This is a genomic window from Kitasatospora sp. MMS16-BH015, assembly GCF_002943525.1.
Lineage (GTDB): Bacteria > Actinomycetota > Actinomycetes > Streptomycetales > Streptomycetaceae > Kitasatospora.
Genome location: NZ_CP025394.1, coordinates 657,019 through 681,512, shown reverse-complemented (window position 1 = coordinate 681,512; position 24,494 = coordinate 657,019). Strand labels below are relative to the sequence as shown.

At 74.1% G+C, this 24,494-nt stretch carries 16 protein-coding genes, 1 tRNA gene and 1 riboswitch; of the genes, 5 read left to right on the top strand and 12 right to left on the bottom strand.

The annotated features are described in order from the left end of the window. Window positions 1-33: 33 nt before the first annotated feature. The 5 genes from CFP65_RS02970 to CFP65_RS02950 all read right to left on the bottom strand — a co-directional run bounded on the left by CFP65_RS02970 (window position 34) and on the right by CFP65_RS02950 (window position 8,166). On the bottom strand, window positions 34-1,740 hold the full coding sequence (locus CFP65_RS02970) for a peptide-N4-asparagine amidase (RefSeq protein WP_104814610.1): 1,707 nt from the start codon (window positions 1,738-1,740) through the stop codon (window positions 34-36). A gap of 64 nt (window positions 1,741-1,804) precedes the next feature. Then, entirely contained in the window at window positions 1,805-5,263 is a 3,459-nt protein-coding gene (locus CFP65_RS02965; RefSeq protein ID WP_158701994.1) for a GH92 family glycosyl hydrolase, read from the bottom strand. 122 nt (window positions 5,264-5,385) lie between these two features. Further along, window positions 5,386-6,369, bottom strand: coding sequence for an ABC transporter substrate-binding protein (locus tag CFP65_RS02960; protein ID WP_104814608.1), 984 nt, complete (start codon window positions 6,367-6,369; stop codon window positions 5,386-5,388). A 31-nt stretch (window positions 6,370-6,400) separates the two neighbouring features. Further along, complete coding sequence (locus CFP65_RS02955) at window positions 6,401-7,402, bottom strand: ABC transporter permease (RefSeq protein ID WP_104814607.1); 1,002 nt, start codon at window positions 7,400-7,402, stop codon at window positions 6,401-6,403. Further along, window positions 7,399-8,166 carry an ATP-binding cassette domain-containing protein gene (locus CFP65_RS02950; RefSeq protein ID WP_104814606.1) on the bottom strand — a complete coding sequence of 256 codons (768 nt, stop codon included), beginning with the start codon at window positions 8,164-8,166 and terminating at the stop codon, window positions 7,399-7,401. Before CFP65_RS02950 ends, CFP65_RS02955 begins: the two co-directional genes overlap by 4 nt. 236 nt (window positions 8,167-8,402) lie before the next feature. On the opposite strand from CFP65_RS02950, the gene CFP65_RS02945 reads away from it, so the two are divergent. From CFP65_RS02945 to CFP65_RS02930, 4 genes are all read left to right on the top strand, one after another. Beyond that, window positions 8,403-9,410, top strand: coding sequence for a LacI family DNA-binding transcriptional regulator (locus CFP65_RS02945; RefSeq protein WP_104814605.1), 1,008 nt, complete (start codon window positions 8,403-8,405; stop codon window positions 9,408-9,410). Further along, window positions 9,407-9,925: a DinB family protein gene (locus tag CFP65_RS02940; protein WP_104820615.1), complete on the top strand. Its 519-nt coding sequence runs from the start codon at window positions 9,407-9,409 to the stop codon at window positions 9,923-9,925. The genes CFP65_RS02945 and CFP65_RS02940 overlap by 4 nt, the downstream gene beginning before the upstream one ends. A gap of 284 nt (window positions 9,926-10,209) precedes the next feature. After that, window positions 10,210-10,695 (top strand): septum formation family protein, encoded by a 486-nt coding sequence (locus CFP65_RS02935; protein ID WP_104814604.1) that lies wholly within the window; start codon window positions 10,210-10,212, stop codon window positions 10,693-10,695. A gap of 38 nt (window positions 10,696-10,733) precedes the next feature. Beyond that, window positions 10,734-11,117: a glyoxalase gene (locus tag CFP65_RS02930; protein ID WP_104820614.1), complete on the top strand. Its 384-nt coding sequence runs from the start codon at window positions 10,734-10,736 to the stop codon at window positions 11,115-11,117. On the opposite strand, the gene CFP65_RS02925 is transcribed toward CFP65_RS02930, so the two are convergent. The 3 genes from CFP65_RS02925 to CFP65_RS02915 form a co-directional block, all read right to left on the bottom strand. After that, a complete protein-coding gene (locus CFP65_RS02925) occupies window positions 11,114-13,363 on the bottom strand; it encodes a hypothetical protein (protein WP_104820613.1) in 2,250 nt (749 codons plus the stop codon). The genes CFP65_RS02930 and CFP65_RS02925 overlap by 4 nt on opposite strands. After that, a tRNA-Pro gene (locus CFP65_RS02920) sits at window positions 13,363-13,439 on the bottom strand. The genes CFP65_RS02925 and CFP65_RS02920 overlap by 1 nt, the downstream gene beginning before the upstream one ends. 90 nt (window positions 13,440-13,529) lie before the next feature. Further along, entirely contained in the window at window positions 13,530-15,596 is a 2,067-nt protein-coding gene (locus CFP65_RS02915; protein ID WP_104814603.1) for an alpha-galactosidase, read from the bottom strand. Window positions 15,597-15,794: 198 nt separating this feature from the next. Here CFP65_RS02915 and CFP65_RS02910 point away from each other — a divergent pair, with 198 nt between their 5' ends. Beyond that, window positions 15,795-18,443 carry a SpoIIE family protein phosphatase gene (locus CFP65_RS02910; protein WP_104814602.1) on the top strand — a complete coding sequence of 883 codons (2,649 nt, stop codon included), beginning with the start codon at window positions 15,795-15,797 and terminating at the stop codon, window positions 18,441-18,443. Between the two features lie 9 nt (window positions 18,444-18,452). Here the strand turns inward: CFP65_RS02910 and CFP65_RS02905 are convergent, their stop codons facing one another. The 4 genes from CFP65_RS02905 to CFP65_RS02890 form a co-directional block, all read right to left on the bottom strand. Continuing rightward, a complete protein-coding gene (locus tag CFP65_RS02905) occupies window positions 18,453-19,421 on the bottom strand; it encodes a transglycosylase family protein (RefSeq protein WP_104814601.1) in 969 nt (322 codons plus the stop codon). A gap of 4 nt (window positions 19,422-19,425) precedes the next feature. Next, a riboswitch (cyclic di-AMP (ydaO/yuaA leader) is annotated at window positions 19,426-19,572 on the bottom strand. A gap of 145 nt (window positions 19,573-19,717) precedes the next feature. Beyond that, window positions 19,718-20,386, bottom strand: a complete 669-nt coding sequence (locus CFP65_RS02900; protein ID WP_254552191.1) for a transglycosylase SLT domain-containing protein — start codon at window positions 20,384-20,386, stop codon at window positions 19,718-19,720. A gap of 61 nt (window positions 20,387-20,447) precedes the next feature. Then, window positions 20,448-21,998: a M17 family metallopeptidase gene (locus CFP65_RS02895; RefSeq protein ID WP_104814600.1), complete on the bottom strand. Its 1,551-nt coding sequence runs from the start codon at window positions 21,996-21,998 to the stop codon at window positions 20,448-20,450. Continuing rightward, window positions 21,995-24,481, bottom strand: coding sequence for a hypothetical protein (locus CFP65_RS02890; RefSeq protein WP_104814599.1), 2,487 nt, complete (start codon window positions 24,479-24,481; stop codon window positions 21,995-21,997). The genes CFP65_RS02895 and CFP65_RS02890 overlap by 4 nt, the downstream gene beginning before the upstream one ends. Window positions 24,482-24,494: the final 13 nt, after the last annotated feature.

Sequence of the window (24,494 nt, the reverse complement as noted above, 5' to 3'; positions counted from 1 at the left end):
GGTGTCGGCGCGGGCCCGGACGGGCGGGTGGGGTCAGCCGCAGGTGGTGGTCCGGTCGAGGGTGATCCAGCCGTGGTCGGCGGCGAGTTGGTGGTCGTAGCACGTGCCGTCGGCGGAGTGGCCGGTGTAGTGCTCGGAGCCGCTGCCGTCGGCCTGGACTAGGGTGCCGGACTGGCGTTCCATGACGCCCTGGGCGGTGAGGCGGTCGTCGGTGGAGTCCACCGGGCGCCAGTGGTGGCCCTGTTGGGTGCTGGTGCTCAGGTGGCGGGCGACGGTGGCCTGGCCGCGGACGAGGTAGCTGTCGGCGGTGGCGCCGGGCACGTAGGTGCTGGTCACGTCGATCGGGTAGGACCAGTCGGCGCGGGTGCCCTCGGGCCGGCCGGGGCCGTGGCTGACGGTGGTCTGCAGCCAGCCGCTGTCGCGCTGCGAACTGACCTGCTGCTGGCCGCCGTTGCTGATGGTGTCGCGGTTGCTGTACGAGCCGTGGCGGTCCAGGCGGGTGGTGATCCGGCCGCGCGAGGTGTCCACGTAGCCGCTGACCGACCAGTCGCGGGTGGCGGTGGCGGTGATCAGGTCGCTGCCGTCGGCCTGGGCGGCGGTGGTGGTGGTCAGCTGCGGGTCGGGCTGGACGGTGTCGAGGGTGACGGCGCCCGAAGTCTGCTGCCGCAGCGGGTCGGTGGAGAGGAAGAGGCTGCCGTCCAGGGTCCAGAGGTCGGCGATGCCGGCGGGCGGGAGCAGGGTGACGGTGTGCGGCCTGCCGTCGGTCAGGGTGCCCGCGAAGGGGGTGAGGTCGAGGTCGTAGGGGAGGGTGCGGAAGGCGTCGATGGCCGGGATCGGCCGCCACATCATCGGGCTGATGCCGCCGGTGTAGATGGCGGGGAAGGGCTGCACGGTGCCGGCCGGACGGCCGTCCACCTGCACCTGGATCTCCCGGTAGGTGCCGCCGCCGCAGAGGCCCTCGTCGGCGTGGGCCGCCGCGTAGGAGTCGGGCACGTTGGCGTACCAGAACTCCTCGCAGCCGCCGCCCCGGGCGTAGAGCTGGAGGTGGGCCTGGGTCAGGTTGCGCGGGAAGGCGAGGGTGGCGGTGGCGCTCTGGCCCTTCCCGAGGTTCCACCAGCCGGGGGCGGTGGTGGACTGGGAGACCGGCAGCACCTGGTCGGCGGTGGCGGCGGCCGGGTGGTGGTGGTCGGCCTGGTAGTAGGTGACCGTCATGGTCATGTGGAAGACGCCGGTGTAGGTGGAGTTGACCAGGTTGCCGAGGTCGACCACCACCGGCTGCGCGGTGCGCAGCAGCGGGGCGAAGGCCGTGATGTCGGTGTCCACGTGCCACTTGATGCCGTCCGGGTCCGGCTCGGGGGTGGAGGTGCGGAGCACCTCGGCGCCGCCGATCCAGACGCCCGCCAGCCGGTCGTACTGGCGGCCGCCCACCGAGCCGGACCAGTCGAGCACCACCTTGTTCCATGGCCCGGGGCAGTCCGGCGGCGGGGTGAGGGTGGAGGTGAAGGGCTGGCCGTAGCTGTTGGCGAAGTCGTGCTGCATCGCCGTCACGGTGCAGTGCGGGGTGTCCGGACGGCTGACCGGGGGCAGCGCGGTGACCGGGTCGGCGTAGTTGGTCTCGACCTGCCCGGCGGCCGCAGCGGTGGCCGGGCGTGACTCGGCGGCGGCCGGGGTGAGCGGCAGCGCGAGGGCGAGGGCGGCGGTGGCGAGGGCCAACCGCCTTATCAGCTTGGGGGCTTGCACGGGTGCTCCTGGGTAGGGGGTGGAGGTGCCGGGGCGCGCCCTGGCGGGCGCGCCCCGGTCGGGTTCAGCCGGTCACGGCGATGCCGTCCGGGACGTTGCCGACGGTGACGGCGGGGCCGGGGGTGCCGGTGGCCGGGTCGACCGGTCGGACGTCGTTGGTGGCGGAGTCGACCGCCCAGAGGGTCCGCCCGTCGGGGGAGAAGGCGAGGGCGTAGGTGCCGCCGCCGGTCGGGATGACGGGTCGGGCGGTGGCGGTCGCGGTGTCGATCGGGACGACCCCGCCGGGGCCGGTGACGGCCACGTAGGCCGTGCGGCCGTCGGGCGCGACGCTGACGTACTCCGGGCCGGAGCCGACCGGGACGGTGGCGACCACCCGGTAGCTCGCAGTGTCGATCACCGAGACGGTGCCGGAGCCGTTCTCGCTCACGTAGGCGCGGCTGCCGTCCGGCGCGAAGGCCACCCCGAACGGGGCGGCGCCGACCGGGACGGTGCGGCGGAGCGTGCGGGTGGCCAGATCGACCACGGAGACCGTGCCGTCGCCCTGGTCGGCCACCCAGAGTTCGGTGCCCGCCGGGTTGACGCGCAGCCGCTCCGGTTGGGCGCCGACCTTGACCGGAGCCCCCACGGCCAAGGTCGACGTGTCGATGGGATGCACGGTGCCGTCACCGAAGTCGCTGACCCAGACGGTGTGTTGGTCCGGGGTGGCGGCGACGTCGGCCGCCACCGCACCGGTCCTGACCGTCGCGGTGACGGCGTTGGTGGCGAGGTCGACCACGGTGACGTCGTTGCTGTTGTTGTTCGCTACGTACAGGTGCCCGGCCGCGGTGGTCATGCCGTCCGGCCCGCTACCGACGCTGATCGGCGGTCCGGCGTTGTGCGTCCGGGTGTCGACCGGGGTGACGGTGTTGTCACTGTAGTTGGAGACGTACGCGGTCGGAATGGTCTCACCGGGGGCGGCCAGGGTCACCAGGAGGTGATTGCGCGCGAGGGTGGCGCCGGTGTCGGTGCGGGCGGTGAGGGCGAGTTGGTAGTAGCCGGTGGGGGTGCCGGCACCGGCGGTGAGGGTGAGCGCGGTGGTGGCGCTGCCACCGGGTGGGGCGGTCACGGTGGCGCCGGCGGGTCGGGCGGTGAGGCCGGTGGGGAGGGTGGACTGCCAAGTGACGGAGGCGGGTTGGGTGCCGAGCGAGTTGTCCACGGTGACCCGGACGGTGGCGGAGCCGCCGGGCGCGAGCCTGGTCTGCGCCGGGTCGACCCGCAGGAACGCCCGGGTGGTCGGCGGGAAGGCCGGGCGGCCGGTGGGGAAGGAGGGCGGCGCGTCCGAAGGGCCGCTGCCCCAGACCGTGTTGGGAGTGGCGCCGAGCGTGAAGTCGAGCCGGTGGACGTGGTCGAGGTCGACCCAGGTGCGGGTGGACGGGCGACCGTCCACGGCCAGGCGCTGCACGTAGGTCTGGCCGGCGCCGCTCGCGGTCACCGTCAACTCCCTTCCGTGCGGCCCGTGCAGGGTCGCGCGCGGGAAGAGCGGGCTGCCGAGGACGAGCAGCGGGGTGCCGGGGGTCTGCGGGTAGAGGCCGAGGGCGGACCAGACGTACCAGGAGCTCATCGCGCCGAGGTCGTCGTTGCCGGGCTCGCCGCCCGGGCCGAGCGCGTACAGGCTGTCCATGATCCGCCGGACGGTCTGCTGGGTCTGCCAGGGCCGGTGCAGGCTGTCGTACACCCACGGGGTGCCGAAGGCCGGCTCGTTGCCCTGCCAGTGGTACGGCAGGTCGGGGCCGGCGTTGAGCTGGGAGAAGTACGTGTCGAGGCGGGCGGCTGCCGCCGCGTCGCCGCCGAGGCCGTCGACCAGGCCGCGGAGGTCCTGCGGCACCATCCAGGTGTACTGGGCGGCGTTGCCCTCCTGGAAGCCGCTCTGGCCGAAGCCGCCGGTGGTGGCCACCGGGTCGCCGGGCGGGAAGGCGCCGTCGCCGTCGCGCGGGCGGACGTAGCCGGTGGCGGTGTCGAAGAGGTTGGCCCAGTTGCCGGAGCGCCGCTGGAAGCGGTCGGCCACGGCGGGTTGGCCGAGGGCGGTGGCCAGGCGGGAGATCGAGAAGTCGGCGAGCGCGTACTCGAGGGTCTCGGAGGCCCCGTTGGGCACCGGGCTGATCGAGTCGGAGCCGAGGTTGGGCACGTAGCCGTTCGCCAAGTACTCGGCGGCGTGCGGGCGTTCGACGTACCAGCCCTGGCCGGTCGGGCCGGTGGTGGCCTCGGCGCCGTGCACCATGGTGCGGAGCGCCTTGGCGGCGTCGAAGCCGCGGGCGCCGAAGGCGTAGGCGCCGGCCAGGATCGGGTCGGCGGCGTCGCCGTTCATCACGCCCGTGTAGCCGTTGGCCACCGGCCACTTGGGCAGCCAGCCGCCCTGGTCGGCGTCGTTCAGCAGCGAGGTGGCGAGGTCGCCGGTCTCGTCCGGGGCGAGCAGGGCGAGCAGGGGCACCTCGGTGCGGTAGATGTCCCAGCCGGAGACGTTGGCGTACTGGGCGTGGCCGGGCTGGACGGTGTGCACGGCGCCGTCGAAGCCCGGGTAGCGGCCGTCGGCGTCGCTGAACAGGTTGGGGTGGAGCAGACAGTGGTAGAGCGCGGTGTAGAAGGTGGCCTGCTGGGTGCGGGTGCCGCCGGCGATGGTGATGCGGCGGAGGTAGTCGTTCCAGCGGTGGTGGGCCTGGGCTGCCACCTGCGGGACGCTCCAACTGCGGGCCTCGGCGGCGAGGTTGGCCTCGGCGCCGGCCGTGCTCACGTAGCTGACGGCGGTCTGGACGCCGACCGAGGCGTCGGTGCGGGTGTCGAAGCCGACCCAGCCGCCCTGCGACCAGCTGCCGGAGCTGGTGAACGGGCGGTCGAAGCGGGCCGCGAAGTACACGGTGTAGGTGTCGGGTTGGCCGCAGAAGTGGCCGCTGGTGACCGAGCCGGTGATCTCGCGGTCGCCGACCAGGTGGAACTGGGCGGCGGAGCCGCCGTTCTGGCTCGACCCGGTCTTGACCAGGATCCTGGCCTGGTCGGTGGCGGGGTAGGTGAAGCGGCCGAGGCCGGTGCGGGGCGTGACGGTGAGCTCGGTGCGGACGCCGCCGGCGGTCACGGAGTACGCGCCCGGGTGGGCGGACTCGGTGGCGTGGTCGAAGGGCACGCCGGCGGCGGAGGGGTCGGCCGGGAGCGGGCCGGTGAGCGGCAGGAACGGGAAGTCGCCGGCCACGGCGCAGCCCGGGCCGGAGAGGTGGGTGAGGCTGAACCCGGTGATGGTGTGGTCGTTGATGTCGTAGCCGCCGCCCGGGGGTTTGGCCGGGGTGTCGGGGCTCCACTGGACCATGCCGAACGGCAGGTCCGCACCGGGGAAGGTGTCGACCTGGCCGACGGTGCCGCCGCCGTTGCCGGTGCCGGCGAAGGGGTCGACCAGGGCGGCTGGGTCGGTGACGGCCGCAGGTTCAGCGGCGAGGGCCGCTGGTGCTGCTGTGAGGGTCAGGACGGCGGCGAGGAGGAGGATGGGGAGGCGGGACACGCGTCGCTTCCTTCCGGACGGGGGTGCCGGGAGCGCGGGTACGGAGCTGGGTGGGGAACGAAGGAGGAGGGCGGCTGCGGGCGGGTGGGTGGCTGGGCGCGCGGTTCCTCGCACCCCTGGTTTTAGCAATCGGCCTTGTAGAGGAAGTGGGCGAGGGCGGGGTCGTGGAGGTTGTCGCGGGTGATGCTGGCGAGTTTGGTGTGGATGGGGTCGGTGACGGGCTTCTTGGTGAGGGCGTTGGCGAGCTGGTCGACGGCCTGCTGGCCGATGCCGTACGGGTCCTGGGAGATCAGGGCGTCGACGGCGCCGCTCTCCAGGGCCTGGACCTGCTGGGGGCCGGCGTCGAAGGAGACGACCTTGATCTTGCCCTGGCGGCCGGCATTCTTGAGGCCGGTGCCGACGCCCTCGCCGGTCTGGGAGTTGGCGGTGAAGATGCCGGTGAGGGTGGGGTGGGCGGCGAGTTCGTCGCCGACGGCGGAGGCGGCGCCCTGGGCGGTGTCGCCGACCTGGCGGATGTCGTCGATCTTCAAGCCCGGGTACTTGGCGGCGAGTTGCTGCTTGAAGCCGTCGATCCGGGCGTTGGTGGTGGTCGTGGTGAGGTCGGGGGTGAGGATGACGATCTCGCCGGAGCTGCCGAGCAGGCCGGCCATGGTGTCGGCGGCCTGGGTGCCGCCCTGGGTGTTGTCGGATGAGATGTGGGTGACGCCGAGGGAGGTGTCGGTGAGCGAGGTGTCGACGATGGCCACCTTGGTGCCGGCGCTCTGCAGCGTCTTGACCGGCGCGGCGAGGGAGTTGGGGTCGACGGGGGAGATCAGGACGCCGCCCGGGCGGTTGGCGGTCACGCTGTTGACGGCGGTCACCTGCTCGGGGACGCTCCAGTCGGCCGAGCCGGTGGCGGAGAAGGAGTAGCCGAGCTTCTTGGCCTCGGCGCTCGCCCCGCACTTCATGGTGATGTAGAAGGGGTCGCCGGTCTTGCCCGCGACGAAGGCGATGCTGCTGCCGGAGCCATTGCCGTTGCCGGTGCTGTCGCAGGCGGTGAGGAGGAGGGCGGGGGCGAGCAGGGCGAGCGCGGCAAGTGCGGTGGGGCGGAGGCTTCTTGCGGGCACGGGGAGTCCTTTCACCGGTGGGGAGCGGGGGTCAGCGCTGTCGCCGGCGGCGGCGCAGCTGGTCGGACCAGACGGCGAGCACCAGGACGGCGCCGACGGCCACCGTCTGCCAGAACGACTGGACTTGGAGGATGGTGAAGCCGCTCTGCAGGACGGCCGGGATGAACACCCCGATCACGGTGCCGATCACCGAGCCGCTGCCGCCGAAGAGGCTGGTGCCGCCGAGCACGACGGCGGCGATCGCGTTGAGGTTGTCCTGGGTGCCGCTGGTGAGGGTGGTGCTGCTGAAGTGCGCGAGATTGAGCACGCCGGCCAGGCCGGCCAGCAGGCCGGAGAGGGCGTACACCTTGATCAGGTGGCGGTCGACCCGGATGCCGACCCGTTGGGCGGCCTCGGTGTTGGAGCCGACGGCGAGGGTGTAGCGGCCGAACCGGCTGAGCGAGAGGGTGACGGCGGCGGCCGCCACCACCAGGACGGCGATCACGATCAGCCAGGGGATGCCGAACAGGCTGCCGCTGCCGAAGGTGTCGGCCAGCCTGGTGGGCACATTGCCCTGGTCGACGCCGTGGGTGAGGATCTGGGCGGTGCCGAGCGCCATGCCGAGGGTGCCGAGGGTGACGATCAGCGGCGGCACCTTGGCCTTGGCGACCAGCAGTCCGTTGAGCACGCCCCAGCCCAGGCCGGCGCCCGCGCCGGCCGCCGCGCCTAGGGCGATGGTGCCCCAGCCGGCCTGTGGGCCGCTGTCCAGCGCGTTCATGGCGCGGACGGCGATCACGCCGGAGAAGATCAGCACCGAGCCGACGGAGAGGTCGATCCCGGCGGTGACGATGACGAAGGTCTGGCCGACGGCGAGCAGCACCAGGATCGAGGATTCGGTGGCCACGCTGCGGAGTTCGAAGACGGTGGCGAAGGCGTGGGGCCGCAGCACCGAGAAGACCAGCACCAGGGCGAGCAGGACGAGGAAGGTCCAGAAGGTGTTCCGGCTGCCGAGGCTCCGGCGCAGCCTGGCGAGCGGGGACGGGGGTCGGTTCACGGTGAGCCTTCCTCGTGTTCGAGCGCGCCGGTCATCGCGGCGACCAACTCCTCCAGGGAGGTGTCGGCGGCCTCGAAGCGGGCCACCCGGCGGCCGAGCCGGAGCACCTCGACGCGGTCGGCCACCGAGAGCACCTCGGGCATGTTGTGGCTGATCAGCACCACGGCGACGCCCCGGTCGCGGACCCGGCGGATCAGGTCGAGCACCCGCTCGCGCTGGACCACGCCGAGGGCGGCCGTCGGCTCGTCCATGAAGACCACCCGGGAGGCCCAGGCCACCGAGCGGGCGATCGCCACGCTCTGCCGCTGGCCGCCGGAGAGGGTGGCCACCGGCGCGTCCAATTCCTTGAGTTCGACGCCGAGTTCGGCGAAGGCCTCGACCGCGCGGCGGCGCATCGCGGGCTTGTCGAGCAGGCCGAAGGGGCGCAGCGGGCCGCCGCGCAGCAGTTCGCGGCCGAGGAAGAGATTGGCTGCGGCGTCGAGGTCGGCGGCCAGGGCGAGGTCCTGGTAGACGGTCTCGATCCCGGCGGCCTGGGCCTCGCGCGGGCCGGCGAAGGAGACCGGGCGGCCGTCGAGCAGCACCTCCCCGGCGTCCGGGGCGATCGCGCCGACCAGGGTCTTCACCAGGGTCGACTTGCCCGCGCCGTTGTCGCCGATCAGGGCCACCACCTCGCCGGGGTGCACCGTGAAGGCGGCCCCGTCCAGGGCCTGGATCTGGCCGAATCGCTTCACCAACCCTCGGGCGGCCAGCAGGGGTTCGGGCACCGCGCTCCTCCTCGCCGGGGCCGGACACAGGGAGTCCAGCCGGTGGACAACGTTGTCGCGGTTGGCATGTACTCATGGAGTCTCGACCGCTGTCAAGGCTTCCGGCCGTAACTCCTGCGGTGGAAGTGGGCTGTTGCGCAAGGTTTTTGACCGTGGGTGGGAGGGAAATCCGGAGGGCGGCGCGACAACGTTGTCAGAGTCGGACGGAAGGAGATCGGGTGGCGGGCAGGCCGACGATGAAGGACGTGGCGGCGATGGCCGGGGTGGGCCTCAAGACGGTCTCCCGGGTGGTCAACGGCGAGGCCGGGGTGCGGGAGGAGACGGCCGAGCGGGTCCGCCGGGCGGTGAAGGAGCTCGGCTTCCGGCCCAACGACGGCGCCCGGCTGCTGAGACAGGGGCGGCGCACCAGCAGCGTCGGCCTGATCGTCGAGGACGTCGGTGATCCGTTCTACTCCGCGCTGACCAGGGCCGTGGAGGAGGTGGCCCGGGCGCACGGCGCGCTGCTCTTCTCCGGCTCCTCGGCCCAGGACCCAGAGCGCGAAAGGGAGTTGGCGCTGGCCTTCACCGCCCGGCGGGTGGACGGGCTGATCCTGGTGCCCACCGCCGCCGACCACGGGTACCTGGCCGGGGAGACGGCCGCCGGCACGGTGGTGGTGGCCGTGGATCGGCCGCTGGCCGGGCCGGCCGTGGACACCGTGCTCTGCGACAACGAGGGCGGCAGCCGGGCCGGGGTCGAGCACCTGCTGCGGCAAGGGCACCGCAGGATCGGTTACTTGGGTGATTCACCGGGGATATTCACGGCGGTGGAGCGGCTGCGGGGCTACCGGCGGGCGATGGCGGCGGCCGGCTGTGAGGCCCGCCCCGAGTGGGTCTCGATGGGCCGGCCCGACCCGCTGGGCGTGCGGCTGGCGCTGGACCGGATGCTGGCCGGGCGGTGGCCGGTCACCGCGCTGATGTGCGGCAACAACCGGGTGAGCGTGGCCGTGCTGCGGGAGCTGGCCGGGCGGGCCCGGCGCCCGGCCCTGGTCGGCTTCGACGACTTCGAACTGGCGGACCTGCTGGCGGTGCCGGTCACCGTGGTGGCCCAGGACTCGGCGCTGCTCGGGCGGACGGCGGCGCAGCTGCTGTTCCGGCGCCTCGCCGGGGAGGGTGGCGCGGTGCGGCGGGTGGTGTTGCCGACGAGGCTGGTGGTGCGGGGCGGTAGTGGGATGCCGGTGGGGTGGGTGGCAGACTCGGGGCCATGACTTCTACGGTGCACGAGCCTGACAAGCAACTCTCCGACCCGAGTGAGCTGTTGCTGGGATATCTGGACTACTACCGAGCCGTGATCGCGGCCAAGGTGGCGGGGATGGGGGAGGCGGAGCTGCGGTCGAGCCGGCTGCCGTCCGGCTGGAGCCCGCTCGAACTCGTCAAGCACCTGGTGTACATGGAGCAGCGCTGGCTCCGGTGGGGCTTCCAGGGGGAGCAGGTCGCGGAGCCCTGGGGGGACTGGGACGAGGAGAGGACGCGGTGGCTGGTGCGGCTGGAGGAGACGGTGGCGGAGCTGCTGGGGGCACTGCGGGCAGGGGGTGAGCACACCCGGCAGGTGGTGACGGGCACTCCGCTGTCGGCCTCCGCGGCCGGGGGCGGGCGCTTCGCGGAGGGTGACGCGCGGCCGACCCTGGGGTGGATCCTGTTCCACGTGCTGCAGGAGTACGCGCGGCACGCCGGGCACCTGGACATCGTGCGGGAACTCACGGACGGGGTGGCGGGGGAGTAGCGCGGGGACCTCGATGACCGGGAGTCCGTCGGCGGAAAGTCTGTCGACGGCGCTGCCGTGATGTGATCAACTGTGCGGCGGCCTGTCGGGCAAGGTGGCCGGCAGGGATCGTTCCCGGGCCCGACCGGCCGATTGACCGCGACAGCCATGGAGAGTCTCGTGTCCGCTGACGGACGGAACGCACAGGAGATCGACGCCGAGACGTCGACCTCGCACCCGGGCGGCACCGAGCCGGCCGCGGAGCGGTCTGGGTAGACCGAGGCCTACAGGTCCTTCCGGCACTGGTGCGGATCCGGCGGACGAAGCAGCGCGGCCGCTGGGCCGCGCTGACCGGCCTGGTGCTGTGCGCGATGTGGGCGGTCGTCGGGATGTCGGTGTTCGACAGCGGGACGTCCGACGGCGGGCAGGCCCGGACGGTGAGTGGGTACGACCTGAAGGTCGGTGACTGCTTCGGCCCCCAGCCGGCCGAGGCGCATCTGACCCGAGAGGTGACGGCGGTCCCGTGCTCGCAGCTTCACCACGGTGTGGTGTTCGCCCTCGCGGACATGGGCGACGCGGTCTACGGCGGCGCGGACGACCGTGCGGACGGGGCGGCCAAGGCCTGCGCGGCGATGGCGGCCGACTACCTGCGGCGTGACCGGGGGGTCCCCGCCTCGGCGCAGATCGACTACCTCCTGCCGTTGGGCAACACCCTGACGGCACGGACGCACCGGACGGTGATCTGCGCCCTCGTCTACCAGTCCACCGCTTGGACGGGAAGTCGGAGCTAGGACGCCGCTGCGCCGAAACCATAGGTTAAATGGGACGCATGACCGAACAGCAGGATCGGCAAGGCGATGCGTTCATCCACCACGTCGAGCTGTGGATGGACGACCTGTCCACGGCCGAACGCCAGTGGGGCCCCGTGCTGGTGGCGCTGGGGTGCGAGCCGTTCCAGCACTGGGAGAACGGGCGTAGTTGGCGGCGCGGGGGCAGTTACGTGGTGATCGAGCAGTCGCCGGATCTCCGGGCAGGGGGGCATGACCGGCTCCGGGCCGGGATCAACCACCTGGCGGTGCGGGGGCGGCGGGAGCCGGTGCTGGAGGCGGCAGTCGCCGCAGGGTGGTCGGTGCGCACGGACACCGGCCAGGCCCTGCATCTGACGGACGGCCAGGGCTTCGAGCTGGAGGTCGTCTACGCCGCTGACGCTTAGTGGAGCAGCCAGTGGGGGCCGGTCGTCCAGCCGAGGAGGCGGCGGCCGGTGCCGTCCGGGGTGGTGCCGTCGGGGGTGAAGTGTTCGCCGGCGGCGAGGAGGGCCAGGCCGGCGACGGCCGGGGTCAGGGCGGTGGGGTGGTCGGCTCGGATGCGGGCGAGCACGGCCGTGCGGTCGGCCGGGGTGCAGTGGGTGAGGTGGAAGACCAGCTGGCGCCAGGCGAAGGCCGCGTTCTTCACGGTGGCCAGCGGGTACGGGAGGCGGCGGGCCCGGGTGGTGAGGCGGGCGGCGGTGGTGAAGGCGCCGAGGGCGAGGGGTGCCCAGCCGTCGGCCGGGGTGAGGCCGACGGGGCCGGTCAGGGTGGTCAGGTTGTGGGTGGTGAGGATCTGGGCCTGCTCGATCACCGTGCCGTTGGCCGCCACCGAGCTGTGGCGGCCGGGGCTGCCGGCCCGCTCGCGGCAGAGCCCCGAGAAGGCCTCGGCGGTGCGGCCACCAGGGGCGGCACCCGGTGGCAGGGCCAGGACGGCGGCGTAGTCGATGCCGAAGTACCGCTCGTAGAGCGTGCCTTGGAGCTGCTCGGCGGCGAGCTTGGCGGCGGCGAGGTACTTCGGGGTGAAGCCGCCCATGAAGATGTCGGCCGCGAGCTCCTCCACGAAGGGCAGGTCCAGCGCGCCCCGGCGGGAGAGCGCGGCGAACTCGCTCACCAGCGGGTTCGGCAGGATGGTGCCGGGGAAGGCGGCGAGGGCCAGGCCGCCGAGGCGGCGCAGCAGGGCGAGCTCCTGGCCGGTGGCGGTGCGGTGCGGCTCGGTGGCGCGGACCCAGGGCAGCTCCCCGGCCCGGACCTGGTGGGCGTAGTCGAGCAGCAGCAGGGAGCGCCGGGCGGCGAAGGCCCGGTGGTGGGCCGAGGCGAGGGTGCCGAGGGCCTGGTCGCGGTAGCCGTGCGCCGCCACCGCCGAGGCCAACTGCGGTGCCAGCGTGGCCAGTACCTCGGCCGAGGGCACCAGGCCGAGCTCGACCAGGGTCTCGACCGGGGCACTGGTGGCGGCCAGCACCGGCTTGCGCAGCTGGGCGGGGATGGCCGTGCCGGCCGGCCCGCCGGTCTGCGCCGCCTCGGCCGGGGTGGTCGGGCCGAGCACCCGGTCGGGGTCGGCCAGGCCGTGCTGCAGCGGGTACTGGCCGAGGCGCTCCACCAGCAGCGCGGCCAGCGCCCGGTGCGAGGGCAGGGCCGCCTGGCGGGCCTGGATCCGGCGCAGCGCGGTGTGCCGCTCGGAGCCGGGCAGCCCGCGGCGGCGGACCATCGACTCGGCGGCCAGGCGCAGCAGGCCGGCGGCGCGCGGGGTCAGCTGCTCGCCCTGCACGGTGGTCTCCAGGGCGGAGCGCAGCACGCCGAGGTTGTGCCGGGTGGACCGGTGCTTGCCGCAGCGCGGGTGTGCGGCGGCCAACAGCCGGTAGCGATCCAGGAGTTCGGCGCCGCGCCGGTGCCAGTCGGGGCCCGCGTCGCGGTGCAGCACCCGGCCGTCCGGCCCGGCGGTCTCCAGCCAGTGGGTGAGCAGCTCGTCGGAGAACGGCAGCCAGACGGCCAGCGCCTCGCGCTGGGTCTCGATCGCGTGATGGGGGCCGCGCCGCTCCAGGGCCTCGACGGTGTCGGCGAGCGGCTGGCGGTGCACGGCGTCGGTGGCGGGCTCGGGGGTGTCGGCGGTGGGCGGGGTGAAGCGCAGCCGGTGGGCGTACGGGGCCAGGGCGTCCACCAGCTCCAGGGCGGACTGCTGCTCGCCGGCCCGGACCAGCCAGGCCACCGTGAGCAGCGCGGCCTCCTCCGGCACCGTCACCCGGTAGTGGCCGGTGTCCAGCAGCTCCCAGAGCCGGGCCAGGCCGGCCTCGGTGAGGGAGTGGGCGAAGAGCTCGGCCCGGTCGGCCGGCAGGCCCGCCGCGCGGCAGGCCGCGGTCTCGTACGGCTGGAGCGGGCCCTCAGCACTGGCCCGGCCACTGGCGAAGCCGCCCTGGAGCACCTCCAGGGTGACCCAGCCGGGCAGGCCGGCCACCGGGGCGCGGCTGCCGATCCGCAGGCTGCCGTCCAGCATCCCGGCCAGCGCGGCGCGCCAGCCGTCGAGGCGGCCCTCGGCGCGGGTGCGGGTGGCCGGGTCGGAGTGGGTGCGGGCCGTCACGAAGGCCCGGGCGACCTGCCCGTGGGCGTAGTCGGCGGCGACGGTCGGATGCGGGTGCTGCTGCTCAGCGCTGGTGTCCATGGCCGGCATGGCGGGTGCTGCCCCCGCGCCCTCCGGATCCCGAGTCCGGTGCTCTGACTGACTGAGCTACACGCCGTTGCCGGTGATCCTAGGAGCGGGCCGCGGCGGGCGGCAACGCGATTTGCCGCGCCCGCCCCGGGGGAGGGCGGGCGCGGCGGGGCGGGGGTCAGTTGAGTGTGGACCAGCCCTGGGTGGCCGCGCCGGTGGCCGGGTTGGTGGTCACGGTGGTGGTGCGCGCGGTGGACGGGGTGTCGAGCACCAGGCCGGTGGCCTGGTTGGTGAGGGTGATGGCGCCGGTGCTGGTGGACTGGGTGACGGTCCACTTCTGGTAGGCGTTGGCGGGGTCGAAGGCGTTCTGCACCGTGACGGGGGCGCCGGCCGAGGTCGGGGCGGTCAGGGTGCCGGCGATCTGGGTGCCGGTGTAGCAGCGGTCGTAGATCCGGACCGAGCCGTCGGCGTTGCGGGCGAACTGCCACTGCTCGGAGGTGTGGGTGGCGTCCCAGGTGTTGAGGTCGGCCACGCCGCCGGCCGGGGCGCTGCAGGTGCCGGCCACCTCCAGGGCCAGGCCGCCGCTGCCGCCGTTGGTGAGGCCGTGGAAGGCGTTGTCACCGACGATCGCGGGGGTGACGGAGCTCGCGGCGGTGCTCAGCCGGTAGAGCGCGGCGGCGTGCGGGGCCAGGGTGGCGCTCAGCGGGCCGGTGACGGTGCTGGTGGCCTTAGTCCAGAGCTCCTTGGCGCTGTAGGAGCCGGTCAGGCCGAGGGCCTGGAGCGAGGTGGCGACGGTCTGGGTGGCGGTGGCGCTCTGGTTGAGCAGCAGGACGGCGGTGTCGCCGCCCGCCAGGGTGCGCTTGAGCACCAGCGGGGCCGAGCCGCTCGGGTTGCCGCCGACCAGGGTGGCCGGCTTGCCGAGGCCGTCCTGGTCGATGGCGATCATGTCGGCGTTCTTGTAGAGCGCGAGCGCCGAGGAGGTCAGGCCGGTGGACCAGGTGACGCCGCCGGAGGTGTGCTGGGAGGCGGCGGCGGTGCGCAGGTCGGCGCCGGAGATCAGCGGGGCGGCCAGCATCGAGAGGATGGAGAGCTCGCTGGCCGACTCGGTGTCGGTGTACGGCTGGTGGCAGGTGCAGGTGTCGGTGACGCCCCACTGGCCGTACGGGTCCTGCCAGCCGGCGAAGGCCATGTCGAGGTCGTTCCAGCTGCCGGGGCGCACGTTGCCCGGGTACTGGAGGGCGGTGCCCAGCTGGCCGTCGTAGAGCACGCCGCCGAGGTCGCTGCCCCGGTCGCCGCCGATCCGGCAGAGGTTGGCCACCTGGCCGCACCAGACGCCGGTGGGCGCGTAGCCGGGGGCGTTGTACCGGGCGGTGCCGGCGGCCTGGACCACCGAGTCGGAGCGGGCCGGGTCGTCGGCGGCCAGCAGGTACGGGACGCCGGTGTGCACGGGCTGGGCGGAGACGCTCATGGTCACCTTGCCCTTGCCCTGGCGGGCCGAGGCGGCGTCCAGCTGGCGCTGGAAGTCCTGCACCCGGGCGTACATCGAGCGGGTGAGCTCCCGCCCCTCGCCCTGGGTGCCGTAGTCGTGCCCGTCCGGGCCGGTGATGGTGCCGCCGTACGGGCAGTCGTCGTACTTCACGAAGTCGACGCCCCAGCTGACGAAGTCGTCCGCGTCGGTGGCCTCGTGGCCCAGGCTGCCCGGGTGGCCCTGGCAGGTGGTGTAGGTGTCGGTCCCGTACAGGCCGAACTTCATGCCCTTGCCGTGCGCGTACCAGCTCAGGTACTGGATGCCGTTCACCGGCTGGCCGTTGACCAGCTGGTTCGGGAAGTTGCGCGGGTCGGGCACCAGGTGGCCGGTGGTGGGGTCGTTGCCGGTGCCGTCCAGGCCGCCGACCGGGTGGCCGCCCGCGTCGTAGAGCTGCATCGCGCCGTAGGAGTTCTTGACCAGGTCGGTGGTCTGGCCGGAGCGGTGGCCGAGCGACCAGCCGTCGTCGATGGTCACGGTGTCGTAGCCGGCCGCGACCAGGCCGTTGGCCACCATGTAGTCGATGGTGTCCTTGACCTGCTGCTGGGTGACGCCGGTGCCGAGGCTGTTCCAGGAGTTCCAGCCCATCGGCGGGGTGAGGGCCTTGCCGTTGGCCAGCGGCGGGGTGGCCGCGTGGGCGGTGGTGGCGGTGAGCGGGGCGAGCGCGAGCAGCAGTGAGCCGGCCGCGGCCACGGTGACGCGACGCAGGGACTGAGCCATGTGGGGGGAAGCCTTCCGTAGGGCGGGCCGGCGCCGAGTGAGGAGGGTTTGCCCGGCCTCGCCGTGTTGAGAATTATTTGTTTCTGTTGAGTTATGTCAAGAGTGATCACGGGGATCGGGGAGGCATCCCGGGAAGATCGGGGAGGCTTCTTATACACCCACTGGCCACCTCGGGGTCACCCGGGGGACGATGGGCGCATGGCCCGTACGACGGCACGGCCGTCCGCCTCCCGCAGCGTCGCCGCGCAGGTGTTCGCCCTCCAGGTCGTCGTGGTGCTGCTGCTGGTGCTCGCCGCCGTGCTCGCGCTGGTGATCCAGTCCCGGCGGGACAGCACCACGGAGGCCCGCAACCGGTCGGTCGCCGTCGCCCAGACCTTCGCCGACTCGCCCGGCATCGCCGCCGCGCTGCGCTCCCCGGACCCGACGGCCCTGCTCCAGCCGAGCGCCGAGGCGGCCCGGAAGGACTCCGGGGTCGACTTCGTGGTGGTGCTGGGCACCGACGGCATCCGGTACACCCACCCGCTGGTCGACCGGATCGGCAAGAAGTTCGTCGGCACCTACCAGCCCGCCCTGCAGGGGCAGGTGGTCACCGAGCAGATCAACGGCACGATCGGCCCCCTGGTGCAGGCCGTGGTGCCCGTGCACGACGCGAACGGCACGGTGGTCGGCGCCGTCTCGGCCGGGATCACCATCAGCAAGGTCAGCGGGGTGGTCCAGCGCCAGCTGCCGCTGCTGCTCGGCGCGGCGGCCGTCGCGCTCGGGCTGGCCACCGTCGGCACCGCGCTGGCCAGCCGCCGGCTGCTGCGGCAGACCCACGGGCTCGGCCCGGCCGAGATGACCCGGATGTACGAGCACCACGACGCCGTGCTGCACGCCGTCCGGGAGGGCGTGGTGATCCTGCGCGCCGACGCCACCCTGCTGCTCGCCAACGACGAGGCCCGGCGGCTGCTCGACCTGCCGCCCGACGCCGAGGGGAGACCGGTGGCCGAGCTCGGCCTGGACGGGCCGGCCGCCGAGCTGCTCGCCTCCGGGCGGGCGGTGAGCGACGAGGTGCTCTCGGCCGGGGCCCGGCGGCTGGTGGTCAGCACCCGCCCCACCGACCGGGCCGGCGGCCCGCCCGGCACCGTGGCCACCCTGCGCGACGCGACCGAACTGCACGTGCTCACGGCCGAGGCCGAGGCCGCCCGCCGCCGCCTCACCCTGCTCTACGAGGCCAGCCTGGCCATCGGCACCACCCTGGACGTCACCCGGACGGCCGAGGAGCTGGCCGAGGTGGCCGTGCCCGCCTTCGCCGACCACGTCACCGTGGACCTGGCCGAACCGGTGCTGCGCGGCGAGGAGCCCCGGCCCGGCCCGGACACCCCGATGCGGCGGGTCGCCAAGAGCGGCATCGCCGAGGAGATGCCGCTCTACCCCGTCGGCGAGCGGATCACCGTCCACCCGGCCACCCCGCAGGCCTGGAACCTGGGCACCGGGCAGGCCGGCCTGGAGCGCGATCTCGCCTCGGCCACCGCCTGGCAGACCCAGGATCCGCCCCGGGCCCGGCGGGTGCTCGAACACGGCATCCACTCGGTGGTCCGGGTGCCGATCCTGGCCCGGGGCGTGCAGCTGGGCCTGGTCAAGTTCTGGCGCTCGCAGCGGCCCGAACCCTTCGACCTGGACGACCTCTCGCTCGCCGAGGAGCTCACCGCCCGGGCCGCCGTCAGCATCGACAACGCCCGCCGCTACAGCCGCGAGCACGTGATGGCCGTCGCCCTCCAGCGCAGCCTGCTGCCCGGGGCCCTGCCCAGCCAGAGCGCGGTGGACGCCGCCTACCGCTACCTGCCCGCCCAGGCCGGCGTCGGCGGCGACTGGTTCGACGTGATCCCGCTGCCCGGCACCCGGGTCGCCCTGGTGGTCGGCGACGTGGTCGGCCATGGCCTGCACGCCGCCGCCACCATGGGCCGGCTGCGCACCGCCGTGCACAACTTCGCCACCCTCGACCTGCCGCCGGACGAACTGCTCGGCCACCTGGACGAGTTGGTGGCCATGATCGACCAGGAGCGGGAGGGCGAACCGGTCGCGGAGGTGACCGGGGCCAGCTGCCTCTACGCGATCTACGACCCGGTCTCGCTGACCTGCTCGGTGGCCCGGGCCGGCCACCCGCCGCCCGCCGTGGTGGCCCCCGACGGCTCGGTCAGCTACCCCGAGCTGCCGGCCGGCCCGCCGCTCGGGGTCGGCGGAATGCCGTACTCCGCCGGGGAGTTCAGGCTGGAGCCGGGCAGCCGGCTGGTGCTCTACACCGACGGCCTGGTGGAGGACCGCAGCCGCGACATCGACACCGGCCTCGACCTGCTGGCCGAGGCACTGCGGCAGGCCGGCCCGGAGCCGGAGGAGACCTGCGAGGCCGTGCTGGCGGCGATGCTGCCGCACGGTTCGGCCGACGACGTGGCCCTGCTGGTGGCCCGGACCAAGGCGCTGCCGCGCGAGCACGTGGTCGAGTTCGCGGTGCCGGCCGAGGCCGCGGCGGTCTCCCGGGTGCGGGCCACCGTCACGGCGCAGCTGGAGAGTTGGGGCCTGGACGAGCTGGTCTTCACCACCGAGCTGATTCTCAGCGAGCTGGTCACCAACGCGATCCGCTACGGCGCCGAACCGATCCGGGTCCGCCTGCTGTACGACCGGGGCCTGGTCTGCGAGGTCTCCGACACCAGCGGCACCTCGCCGCACCTGCGGTACGCCGCGGCCACCGACGAGGGCGGCCGCGGGCTCTTCCTGGTGGCCCAGTGCTCGGAGCGCTGGGGCACCAGGTACACCGAGAGCGGCAAGGTGATCTGGGCGGCGCAGCCCGCGCCGCCCGAGGGGTACTAGCCCGCTGCGCTAGCTGCCGAGGTGGAGGACCTGGCCGGGGTGGATCAGGTTCGGGTCGGTGCCGACGGTGGTCTGGTTGTGGTCGTAGACGTGCTGCCAGCCGCCGAGGTGGTAGGTGTTCGAGATGTCCGAGAGGGTGTCGCCGGGAAGGACGGTGTAGTCCTGCGGGGCGGCGGGGGCGGGCGTGGCCGGGGCGGCGGGCGCGGCCGGGGCGGGCTGCGGGGCCTCGGCGGTCTGGCCGGTCGGGGTGGTCGGCTGCGTGGTGGCGGTCGGGGCCGGGGTGGGCTGGTCGCCCGTCGACTGGGAGGCGGTGGGCTGGGGCGTGCCGGGCTGGGCGGCCGGGGGCTGCGGGGTGCTCGGCTGCGCGGTGGCGGGCTGGCCCGTGGTCGGCTGCGTGGTGGCGGTCGGGGCCGGGGTGGGCGTGGTCGCCGGGGCGGCAGGCGTGACCGCCGTCGGCGGCGTGACCGGCGTGACCGGGGAGGTGGGGGTGGTCGGGGTGCCGCCCGGGACGGTGGCCACCGGGTCAGGGGTGGCGGTGGCCGGGGCCGTGGGGGTGGTCGGCGTGACCGGGGTGGTCGGGGCCGTCGGCGGGGTGGGGGTGGCCGGGGCGGTGGTCAGCGCGGAGCCGCAGCTGTCCCAGAGGCCGGGGCCCTTGGCGGTGAGGATCTGCTCGGCGACGGCGATCTGCTGCGCCTCGGTCGCGTGGTCGGGCTGCGCCGCGTACTGGTCGCCGCCGTAGCGGCTCCAGTCCTTGAGGCTGATCTGGAGGCCGCCGTAGCCGCCCTCGCCGTCGTTGGAGGCCCAGTTGCCGCCGCTCGCGCAGTGCGCGACGGTCTGCCAGGCGGTGACCGGCGCGGCGTGCGCACCTGCGGCGGTGAGCAGCGGCAGGGCCAGTCCGACTCCGGCGACGGAGGCGGCGGCCACCGCGCGGTCGGTCTGGGTGGGGCGGCGGTGTCGTCCGGAGCCCGAGAAGACCATCAGTTGTCCCTCTCCGCACGCCTGCGAAGTGAGCTGTCGGGTTCGGACCGGAGAGTGGCCCGGCCGCGCTGGGCGGCTTCACCCCGAGCCGTGGGGCACGGCGTGGTACGTGGGTCCCCCGCTCCCGCCCAGGGGTCTGCGTCGTTGTCCCGGAAGCGCGGTGGGCGGGATTCGGCGTGGCCGCGTCCGGGGCCCGTGGAGTTCGGGCTGCCGTGAGACTAGAGCGGATCTCGCTCAGATAACAACCCGGCAACCCGACCATCACACAATCAACACGCGTCTCGGGTGCCTCGTCGTCAGTCCTGCTTCGCGAGGGCCTGCTCGGCCTTCGGCAGGTTGGCATGCAGATGGTCCAGGTACGACTGCGCCTGCGCCCCCGGGTGCGCGCCGCGGGCGAAGGCGAGCATGTTGCCGGGGCCGGTGTTGTAGCCGAGGGCGAGGAGTTCTTCCTTCGTGTAGGAAGAACTTCGCTGCTCGGGCAGCTGGTCGGCCAGCCCGGCGAGGTACCAGGCGGCGGCCTGGATCGCGAGGTTCGGGTCGTCCGGCAGCTCCTCCCAGTTCCGGTTCGGGAAGTGCTCGGCCTTGGTCTCGTCGAAGGCGGCCCGGTGCATGTTGGCGATCCCGAAGGCCGAATCCGGCTTGAGGCGCTGCCAGGCCCGTTCCAGGTCCGGATCGTGCGGCTTGTACGCCTCGTTGTAGAGCACCGCGAGCAGCAGCCGGGGGCTGATGTCCGTCTTCGCCGCCCAGGCGCGGACCTGCGGGGCGAAGGCCGCCGGGTCGTAGCCGGTGCCCGTGGTGGGCCCGGTGGCCTTGGCGGAGGGCGAGGCCGGCTTCGGGGAGGGCGCGGCCGACTTCGTGGTGGTGGGGAGCGGAGTGGCGGCGGCGGAGGAAGGGTCCGCCGCCCGGCAGCCCGCCAGACCCACCATCAGCACCACGACCGCCGCCACCCACCCGTACCTGCTCATGTCTTGGGATGGTAGGCGAAGGACGGCTCACCCGGATGGGCGACACGGGCTGAGCAAGCGCTCAGCCACCGGCGGTCAGCAGCTCCACCAGGGTGCGGACGCCGAACCCCGTCCCGCCCAGACCCCACTCGGGGTCGTCCGCGTCGGAGAGCGCCGTGCCCTGGATGTCCAGGTGGGCCCACGGGGTGCCCGGGGGGACGAAGTGCTGGAGGAAGAGCCCGGCCAGCATCGCCGTGCCGTGCCGCACGCCCAGGGTGTAGTTGACCAGGTCGGCCACCCGGGAGTGCAGCTGCCCGCCGTAGTCGGGTGGCAGCGGGAGCGGCCAGCAGCGCTCGCCCGCCCGGGCCGAGGCCGCCAGCAGCCGGGCCAGCAGCTCCTCGTCGGTGGCCATCACCGCCGCGATCCGGCGGCCCAGGGCCACCGCGGCGGCGTCGGTCAGGGTGGCCAGGTCGAGGATCGCGTCCGGCCGGGTCTCGGCGGCCAGGGTCAGCGCGTCCGCCATGATCAACCGGCCCTCGGCGTCGGCGTGCCGGACCTCCACCGTGGTGCCGCTGCGCATGGTGAGCACGTCGCCGACCCGGATCGGGTCCGCGTTCGGCATGTTCTCGGTGAGCGGCAGCCAGCCGTCCACCGCGACCGGGCAGCTCAGCGCCGGCAGCACGGACATCGCGGCCAGCACCGCCGCCGCACCCGCCATGTCGGCCTTCATGGTGGCGAGTTCGGCGTTCGGCTTGAGCGCCAGGCCGCCCGCGTCGTAGGTGACGCCCTTGCCGACCAGCGCGATCCGCCGCTCGGACCCGCCGGCGGGGCGGTACCGCAGCCGGACCAGCCGGGGCGGCACCAGCGAGCCCCGGCTCACCCCGAGCAGCCCGCCGAGCCGCTCGTGGGCGATCCGCTGGGCGTCCCAGACCTCGCACTCCAGGCCGGTCTCGGCCGCGAGCTTGAGCGCGCGCTCGGCGAAGAGCGGGGGAGTCAGCTCGGCCCCGGGCTCGTTGACCAGGTCCCGGGCGAGGGCGACGGCCGCGCCGACCCGGAGGCCGGCTGCGAGGGCCGCCTCGGTGGCGGGCCCGCTGTGGCGAGCGGTTTCGGGGGCGGCTTCGGCGGTGGACCCGGTGTGGTGGGCGGCTTCGGCGGTGGGCCCGGCGTGGTGGGCGGATTCGGTGGTGGGCCCGGCGTGGTGGGCGGATTCGGTGGCGGCCTCGGCCGGGAGCAGGTCGATCACCTGGTCCGGGGCGGTGCGGCGGACGGCCTCCTCGGTGGAGAAGTGCCCGGCGTAGCGGTAGGCGCCGAGCAGGTAGCCCTCGGCGAGTTCGCGCAGGGCCGGGCCCGGGGCGTGCAGGGCCAGGCGGCGGTGGTCGCGGACGGCGCGGGCCAGGTGGGCGGCGGCGGTGCGGGTGGTGGTGGGGTCGAGGGCGGCGCGGGGGCCGCAGCCCCAGAGCACCCGGACCGGCTCGCCGGGGAGGTGGAGCACCTGGCCCAGGGCGCCGGTGAAGCCGGTGCCGGCGAGGAAGGCGGCGGTCAGGTCGGCGGGCAGCTCACCGGCGAAGACCGGCACCACCACGGCGTCCACGTCGGCGGGCTGCTGCGGGGCGAGCCGCCACTGGGCGCTCATGCGGTGCGCGCGGCCCGGCGGGCCGCTCCCCAGGCCTCCAGGTCGGCCAGGTAGGCGGTGGCGAGCTCGGGCATGCCGCCCGCCGCGCCGACGCCGGCCCAGCCCCGGGCGGCCGAGATGGCGTACGGGTCGATCCGCAGGGCCTGGAAGAAGCAGTCCTCGGCCAGCAACTCGCGCCCGGCGCGGGCGAAGCAGTCGCCGGCCGCCGCGTAGCCGAAGGCCGTGGAGACCGGGCCGAGCCGGGCCGTCCGCAGGTAACTGCGGGCCGCCTCCTCGGGGTTGCCTTCCTTCATCAGGCCCTCCGCGACCTCGATGTGCGTCTTCGGTTCGTACGGGTCGATCGCCAGCGCCTCGGCGACCAGCCGGTGCGCCCGCTCGTTCGCGCCGAAGGCGTAGAACTCCTTGGACCGGCTCTCCACGCAGGCCCGCAGGTTCTCCCGGCGCAGGAACTCCTGGTACTCGCCGACGGCGGGCACCGCGCGGGCCAGCTCCTCGGCCCGGTCCATGTCGGCGGCGAGCCGCTCGGCGTCCTGCTGGAGGAAGGGCACGTAGCTGACGCTACGGTAGAACCGGCTCTCCAACATGGCCTTCTCGAAATCCGAGTAGCCCGGATCGGCCAGCAGCTCGGCCATCGCCTTCTCGCCCGTCTCCCGCCAGGCCAGTGCGGTCTCCAGCGACCGGGTCTCGCGCGCCTCGAAGATCACCGAGAACACCGCGATGACGAACCGCAGGTGGGTGGAGCAGGCCGGATGCGCCGCGATCGCGGCCGAGTTGGCGGGGTGCACCACCGTGCCCTGCCCCACCGAGGTGACCCAGCGGACCACGTCCAGCCAGTGGTGCAGCCGCAGTTCGGCGGTGGTGGTCAGCTCGGTGGCGGGCCGGAAGGGCAGCAGCCGCAGCACCAGCTTGGCGAAGCCGAGCCGGAAGAGCACCACCGCCACCTGGTGCTTGCGCTCGGTGTCGTAGCCCTCGAACTCCTCGACCCAGCGACAGAGTTCGTCCCAGGCCGGGGTGCGCAGCCGGGCTGGGAGCTCGGCGGGGTGGTCCACGGCGAATTCGGTCAGGCCGGATTCGCGGATCAGGTTGGTGCGGAAGGCCGGCGGCATCAGGCGCTGCCAGTTCACGGCCGGGAACTCGCCGCGCTGCGCGTGCTCGAAGGCGAGGGTGGGCAACTTGGCGTACAGGCCCGGGGAGTGGGATTCGCCGAGGTTGAAGTAGGCGGCGTGCATCCGGTAGTGCCAGTTGTTGAGGTACGGGCGCTCCGGATCGCGCTCGGCGGCCAGCCGGACCAGCTCGGCCAGCGGCTCGTCGCCCTCGGCCAGGCAGCGGGCGATCAGCCCGTCCCGGGTGGCCGAGGCGCGCGGGGCCGCGCGGAAGGCCCGCTCGGTCAGCACCCGGGCGAACTCCCGCTCGCCGGTCTGCTCGGCGCAGTCGGCCGCGCGGAGCAGGGCGAAGCCGGTGCCGTAGGGGCCGAGCCGGGCGGCGTGCAGGTAGTCGCGAAGGGCGAGTTCGGGCTCACCGGCCCGCTGGTGGGCCTGGGCGGACTGCATCCGCAGCTTGACGCAGGTCGGGTCGAGCGCCACCCCCTCGGCCAGGGCGGTCCGTTCGGTGGCGGTGTCGCCCAGGCGCACCGCCAGCTCCAGCCGCCGGTCGATCAGCCGCCGCCTGGTCTCCAGGAGTACCAACTCCTCGTCGCCGTCCGGGGCTTCGAGCGCCGAGACGGCCTGCCAGGCGGCTGCCAGCCGTTCGGCACCCCCGGCGTGGTCCTGGCGGCGCTCGGCGAGCATCGCCTCGCGCAGTGCCAACCTGGCCCGGACCACGGTGAGTTCGAAGGGCGAGAGCCGGTCGGCCAGCTCGGCGAGCAGCCCGGCGGCCCGGTCGAGGTGCTCCGGCACGGCCGAGTCGTCACCGCCGTGCCGGGCCAGCAGGTAGCCCCAGCCGGCCACCGCGTGCACATGGGTCAGGGTGGGCGCCGGGTGCTCGACCAGCGGGCGGTACGCGGCCATGGTGCGCTCGGAGAGGCCCTCCAGGCCGAACAGCGCGACGGCGCGGGCCGCTTGGAGGCCGGCCGGGACGGCCTGCTGGCAGCGCTCGGCGGTCAGGTCGGCGGGCAGCAGCTCCAGGACGGCGGGCAGCAGGCAGGCCGCCACCAGCCAGTGGGCCAGGCCGGTGCGCTCGGTCTCGTCCAGCTCGGCGTGGTGCCGGTACGCCTCGGTCATCCGCCGCCAGTCGCGGGAGGCCAGGTGCTCGGGGAGGTCCAGCGGGGTGGTGGCCCGGTAGTCGTGCAGCCGCGACTCCTCGACGAGCAACCGCCGGTAGCTGGCGGGCATCGTCATGCCGAACCGCAGGGCCTGCGGTGAGCGGGTCTCGAACCGGCGGGCGGCGAGCACCGCGGCGCGGGCCTGGATCACCGTCAGCGGCGAGGCGGCGCCGTCGAAGTACGGCCGGTGCACCTCGAAGGTCAACCAGCTCGGGGAATTCACCCCGACCTTTCCG